Below are 6,238 nucleotides of genomic sequence, written 5' to 3'. Positions count from 1 at the left end.
GGCGGGGACGGAGGCGGGGACGGAGGCTGGATCGTCGGGCCGGGCGCTCACCGGGCGCCACCCGGGCGGGCCGACCTGGCAGACCGGGCCGACCTGGCCGATGGCCGGGCTGCCCGGGGACCGGTGGTCCGGAGGTGCGCGACCGGGTCAAGCGCGGTCCCGTTCGGCGCGATCCGGTCCGGCGCGGTCCCGTCCGGCGCGGTCCGGACAGCCGCGGTCCCGTTCGGCGCGATCCGGTCCGGCTCGGCCCGGTCCGGCGCGGTTTCCTCCGCTTCCGCCGCGATGTTCGTCGTCATCGTCGAATTCGACCATACGGCGGCGTGCGCCACCACCGTCGCCTCGGCGCGCAGCTCGCCTGCTCCCGGCCGGAGTTGCGGCCGAGCGTGCCCTCCGTACGTGTTCCGGGGGGCGTATGGAGGTGCGGGCCGCGACGACTGTGCTGCTAGCGCCGTGGCGCGACCTGTTGTACGGGGTGGTTTCCGGGCGGTAGCCGTGCCAGCCTGGAATGTGTTACTCCATGGAGTCGCGCGAGTTCGAGGAGTAGCAGGGTAGTCGTGCCGCGCCCCTCGACATCGCGATATGGAGCCTCATGGGTCCTCATGTACCACCGCTGCCGCAGGTGCGCGGGCGCGAACAGCAGCTGGCGCAGCTGACCGCGAACCTGCGCACCGTGGCAAGTACCCGGCGGAGCAAGGTCCTTGTGGTGGAGGCGGCGCCCGGCTCGGGCAAGACCCGGCTGCTCGCGGAGGCCGTCTCGCTCGCCGGCCGCAACGGCTTCGCGGTCGTCGAGGAGCGATTCCACCACCCGAGCGCGTCGGCCACGATCGAGGCGGCGCGGGCGTGGCTGCGCGACGACGCGGAGGACATCCGCGCCGTCGTCGCGCTCGACGATCTGCATCTGGCCGACTCCGCCGCGCTGACGGCCCTGTGCGATCTCGTGGTGGCTCTCGGCGGGCGGCCGGTCCTCTGGCTGCTGGCCTTCTCCCCGGACGGGGACGCCGCGGCGTGCGGGCCGGTCAAGAGCTGTCTCGGCAGGCTACGGGGCCGCATTCCGGTGGAGCCGGTACGGGAGCTGGGTCCGCTCGCGGGCGACGCGCTGGCGCAGTTGGTCGCCGACCACGCGGGAGCGGTGCCCGCACCGGCGCTCCTCGCCCTGGCGGAGAGCGTCAACGGCACGCCGCGTGCGGTGATCGAGCTGGTGCGCGGGCTGGTGGAGGACGGTGACATAGGTGTGGCCGACGGGACGTCACGGCTGCGGCCGGGGCCGCCCGGCGGCGTCCCCGCCGCGCCGGGCGGTGGTGTGCCCGCGCCGGTGCCGAAGCGCTTCGCCGCGCTGATCCAGAAGGATCTCCGGTCGCTCTCCGCGCCGACCATGAAGGCGCTCAGGCTGGCGGCGGTGCTCGGCTCGCCGTTCGCGCCGGAGGATCTGTCGGCGATGCTGGGCGTAGCGCCGGTGGGCCTGCTGGCGGCCGTGGACGAGGCCGTCTGCCGGGGGCTGCTGGTCTGCGGCGAGCACGACATCGCGTTCCGCAGCGAGCCGGTCAGGCGGGTGCTGCTGGACTCCGTACCGCCCCCGGTGTGCGTGCTGCTGCGGCGGCAGGCCGCGCGGATACTGCTGGCGCGGCCCGACGGCATCGAGCGCGCCGCGCTCCAGCTGGTGCACGTCGCGCGGACCGGCAACGTGGAGGCGCTGCGCGTCATCGCCGAGGGCGCCGGGCGGCTGCTGGCGGCCGATCCGTCGACCGCCGCGTGGCTGGCGGTCCGCGGCCGGGAGCTGGCGGTCCCGGGCCGCCCGGAGCGGGTACGCCTCGCCAGGACGGCGGTCGAGGCGTACACGCGGGCGGGCGAACTGGACCGGGCCGTCGCCCTGTCCGAAGAGACGATCGAGGAGACGACGCGGCTCCCCGCGCCGTCGCCTTCGGCGCTCGCCGGGGACCTCGCGGCGCTGCGGGCCTCGATGGCCGCCGCGCTGCTGCTGCGCGGCGAGACGAGGACGGCGCGCCGGGCCGCGCACGAGGCGCTCGCGGGACCGGCGGGAGGCTCCCCGCCGCCCGAGGCGGTGATCACCCATCTCGCCGCCTCCTATCTGACCGGCGACAGCACCGCCGACGAGCGGGCGCGGCGGATCCTCGACGCGCCCGACCGGCACCCGTCGGCCGTGCGCGTCGGCGCGTTGACCTTCCGCGCGTGCGGCGAGTGGCGCGAGGGCCGGGTGGGCGACTCCGTGGGGACGCTGCGCGGCGCCGTCGCGCTCGACCGCGAGGGCGGGAGCGCGCAGCTCCTCGATCCGCGCTGGTTCCTCGCCTTCGCGCTCACCAGGACCGACGAGTACGAGGAGGCGGCGTCGGTGATCCGGTGCGCCGCCCGCGCGGCCGCCTCGGAGCCGGGCACCCTGGCCGCCGCCGTACCCGGCCTGCTCCTGGCGCCGCTGCATCTCGCCCAGGGACGTCCTGACGAGGCCGAGGCGGCGGTACGGGACGGTACGGGCGCGGACGGCCCGTACCCGCCGATGCTCGCGCCGCAGGCGTGGCTGGTGCTGGCCTCCGTCGCCCTGCGCAGGGGGGCGACGGACCGGGCCGAGGACCATCTCAGAACCCTGGAGAAGGACTTCCCGCAGGACGCCGCGAGCCCCTGGTGGGCCGCGCGCCGGCTGCTGAACGCGCGGGTGGCCGAGGCGCGGGCGGGCGCGGGGGCGGCGGCGCGGACGCTGGCGGAGATCGGGGCGGACGCCGGTGCGCTGCGCGAACTCGTCCTGGAGGATCCGGCCGCCGCCGCCTGGTGCGTGCGCTGTGCGCTGGCGGCGGAGCGGCCGGACCTCGTCGCGGCGGTGGTCGATACGACGGAGTACCTCCGCGCGCGCAACCAGCGGGTTCCCTCGGTGCTGGCCTCGGCCGCGCACGCCCGCGCGCTCGCCGAATCGGACCCGGACGCGCTGGTCCTGGCGGCCCGGCTGCACCGTAATCCCTGGGCGCGGGCCGCGGTCGCCGAGGACCGGGCCGGTCTGCTGCTCGACCGCGGTGACCACGAGGCCGCCGTCGCCGAGCTGGACCGGGCGATGGCGGGTTACGGCGCGCTCGGCGGCGAGCGGGACGCCGCGCGCGTACGGGCCCGGCTGCGCCGGCTCGGGGTGCGGCGCCGCCACTGGACCCACGCGAAGCGCCCGGACTCCGGCTGGGAGAGCCTGACCAAGACCGAGCGGAAGGTGGCGGAGCTGGTGGCAGGAGGGCTGACCAACCAGCAGGCCGCGCACCATCTGTTCATCTCCCCGCATACGGTCGGATTCCATCTGCGGCAGATCTACCGCAAGCTCGGGATCCGGTCCCGGATGGCGCTGACCCGGTTCACGGCGTAGGCAGGGCAGGGCCGCCGCCCTCCCGCCGCCGCTCTCGGCGTCGCCCTCGGCGTCGCTCTCGGCGTCGTCAGGACAGCACGGCGGGCAGGACGCTCATCCGGCGGATCATCCACTCCGACTCCCACTCGACGGCACGACCGGTGCTCAGCCGGGCCCGCGGGAAGCGGCGCAGGAATCCGCGCACCGCGATCTGTGCCTCCAGCCGCACCAGCGAGGCGCCGATGCAGTAGTGCATGCCGAGGCCGAAGGTGAGATGTCCGTGCCCCTGCCGCTCGGCGGCGAAGCTGTCGGCCTCCTCGCCCGGATTCCGGTTGGCCGCCGCGATGCTGACCTGCACCGGGGAGCCCTTGGGGATGAGATAGCCGCCGAGGTCGAGGTCGGCGGTGGCGAAGCGCCAGGTGGGGTGCGGGAACGGCGGGTGCACCCGGAGGGTCTCCTCGACCCACGCCTTGATCTCGTCCTCGGTACCCGGCCGCTCCGCCACCGGCCGCCGCAGCGCCTCGTACAGCGACGCGGAGATCAGGCTCCCGGTCGTCTCGTAACCAGTGATGATCATGCCCAGGGTCCAGACGATGACCTCGCCCTCGGTGACCGCCGCGCCCGGCCCGTCGGAGGAGGCGAGCAGGCCCGTGATGACGCCGTCGTGCAGCGGGGCCGGGTCGCGCACCCAGCCCTCGACCGCCCCGTACAGCGCCCCGACCGCCTCGGTGCGGGCCGGGTAGTCGGAGGAGTAGAGCATGACGTCGGTGATGGCGCGCAGTTGGCGCTCCGCCGCGGGCGGCAGGCCGAGCATCTCGGAGATGAAGGCCAGCGGGATCCGGTGCGTGTAGTCCGTCACCACATTGACCTCGGCGCACTCCCCGGCTCCTGAGCGCTCCAGCTCGTCGAGGAATCCGTCGACCTTGACGCTGACGCGCTCCCCCCATTTCTCGGTGTTGCGCGGGCTCAGCACCGGGGCGTGCATCCGCCGGATGCGCGCGTGGTGTTCACCGTCGCTCATGATCATGGCGCGGGCGTACTCGGGGTCCGGCTGCGATCCGACCATCAGCCCCGGCCTGCGCATCCACTGCGGGACCAGGGAGACGTCCTTGTCCAGCTGGGGGTGGGTGAGCGCGGCCCGCACCAGCTCCGGGTCGCAGACGACCCAGGCATGGTGGCCGAGGTAGGGGATCCGGACGACCGGCGCGACCCGCGCGGCGGCCAGCAGATCCGGCATGCAGTCGAAGGGCCCCGGGTCCGTCGGCATGGTCGTCTCGGGGGGTTCCGCGAGGCCGGTCGCCGCCGTGGCGTTCTCTGCCGTGACGTTCTCTGCCGTGGCGTTCGTCGTGACGTTCAACGTGTGACTCCTCCGGTGGGAATCTGGCCCTGGAAATCGGCCATGGATTCGATGAGTTCGGCGGCACGTCGCGGGGCGTCGTGGCTCCGGTGCTCCTCGGCGAGCGCGCCCGCGCGCCGCCGGTAGCGTTCGTCGTTCAGTACGGTGGTCACCGCGCCGCGCAGCCGGGACTCCGACACGGCCCGCCGGCCGAGGACCACTCCGGCCCCGGCCCACTTGACCCGCGCGGCCACGTCGGGGTTCTCCTCCGAGCGGGGCGCGACGACCAGGGGCACCCCGTGGGCGAGGGCCGCGTTGACGCCGTTGTAGCCCCCGTTGGTCACCATCGCGTCCACGTGCGGCAGCAGATGGTGGTACGGGACGAACCGCTCCAGCCGTACGTTGTCCGGCAGCGGTCGCAGCCGGTGGACGTCCAGGTCGCCGCCGGTGGTGACCACCACCAGGACGTCCTGGTCGGCCAGGGCCCGCACGGTGGGGACGAGCAGCCAGTCGACGTCGTTGGCGGTGGTGCCCTGGGTGACCAGCACCACCGGCCGCCCGCCGCGCAGCTCCGCCCACCAGGCCGGTGGCTCGAAGTCCGCCGGGGGGAGTCCGAACAGGCCGCCCACGAAGTGGGTTCCCGGGAGCAGGTCGCCGCGCGGGAACTCGAAGGAGGGCACCGTGCCGACCAGGTAGAGGGCGGGCGGGCGCGCGATGTTCTCCATGGCGTCCGTCCGCAGCCGCTCCAGTCCCACCTGGGCCCGGGTCCGGTCGGCCTCGCGGCGCAGGTCTCGCATCACCAGGTGGTTCCCGACGGCTCTGAGCAGCGCGTTGCGCAGCCGGCCGGGCGGCGAGGAGCTGGGTCCCAGTCCGCGGCCGAGCGGTGCGGTGTCCCTGCTGCCCAGGATGTAGACCGAGTTGCTCAGCCAGGCCAGCGGGATCCCGGTGCGCTCGGCGGCGAAGCACGCGCCGTAGCACATGTCGTCGGCGAGCAGACAGTCGGCGGGGAACCGGTCGAGGACCGCGAGCAGGTCCCTCATCTGTCCGGGCGCCGTCCGGTAGAAGATGTCGCGGACACCGGTCGTGAAGCTGGCGATCCCGGTCAGCCCGGCATGGCCGGGGAATGCCTCCTCCCTGCTCCTGCCGCCGAAGTCGAGCCCGGCGCTCATCGGTTCGAAGCACGCCCCGGCCTGTTCGACCCGCTCCTGGAAGGCCCGGCCCGTGTACCAGCGGACCTCGTGCCCGCGCCGGGCCAGTTCACGCGCGACATCGAGCATGCTGACGATGTGTCCCGGTGCCGGTGTGGTAGCGATCAACACGCGTGTCAACGTCGCCTCCCTCGGGTTCTCGTGTCACCGACGAGTGAGTACCTCTCGTGTGCGGTCCCGGCTCTGTGCGGTTCCGTCCGTGTGCGGTTCCGTCCATGTGCCTCCCGGCTCTGTGCCGTCCCGCCCGTGTGCCGTCCCGCTCTGTGCCCCTCCCGCCCGTGTGCCGTTCGGTCACGCACGCCAGCATCACCCCGTACCGGGCCGTTGGCCCCGGTACGGCCAAAACCCCACGCGTTCGCGCGG

The 6,238-nt window shown here is 74.4% G+C and carries 3 protein-coding genes; 1 reads left to right on the top strand and 2 read right to left on the bottom strand.

The window, feature by feature from the left end:
• The first annotated feature begins 589 nt into the window (after positions 1–589).
• Positions 590–3,352, top strand: coding sequence for an ATP-binding protein (locus DVH02_RS36725; RefSeq protein WP_114623428.1), 2,763 nt, complete (start codon positions 590–592; stop codon positions 3,350–3,352).
• A 67-nt stretch (positions 3,353–3,419) separates the two neighbouring features.
• On the opposite strand, the gene DVH02_RS10085 is transcribed toward DVH02_RS36725, so the two are convergent.
• Both DVH02_RS10085 and DVH02_RS10080 read right to left on the bottom strand, forming a co-directional pair.
• Positions 3,420–4,688, bottom strand: a complete 1,269-nt coding sequence (locus DVH02_RS10085; protein ID WP_233518134.1) for a cytochrome P450 — start codon at positions 4,686–4,688, stop codon at positions 3,420–3,422.
• Positions 4,685–5,986: a glycosyltransferase gene (locus tag DVH02_RS10080; protein WP_114623427.1), complete on the bottom strand. Its 1,302-nt coding sequence runs from the start codon at positions 5,984–5,986 to the stop codon at positions 4,685–4,687. The genes DVH02_RS10085 and DVH02_RS10080 overlap by 4 nt, the downstream gene beginning before the upstream one ends.
• Positions 5,987–6,238 lie beyond the last annotated feature (252 nt).

The organism is Streptomyces corynorhini (assembly GCF_003346515.1).
Taxonomy (GTDB): Bacteria; Actinomycetota; Actinomycetes; order Streptomycetales; family Streptomycetaceae; genus Streptomyces; species Streptomyces corynorhini.
The sequence above is the reverse complement of the archived record's forward strand: the minus strand, read 5'-3'. Positions and strand labels throughout refer to the sequence as shown.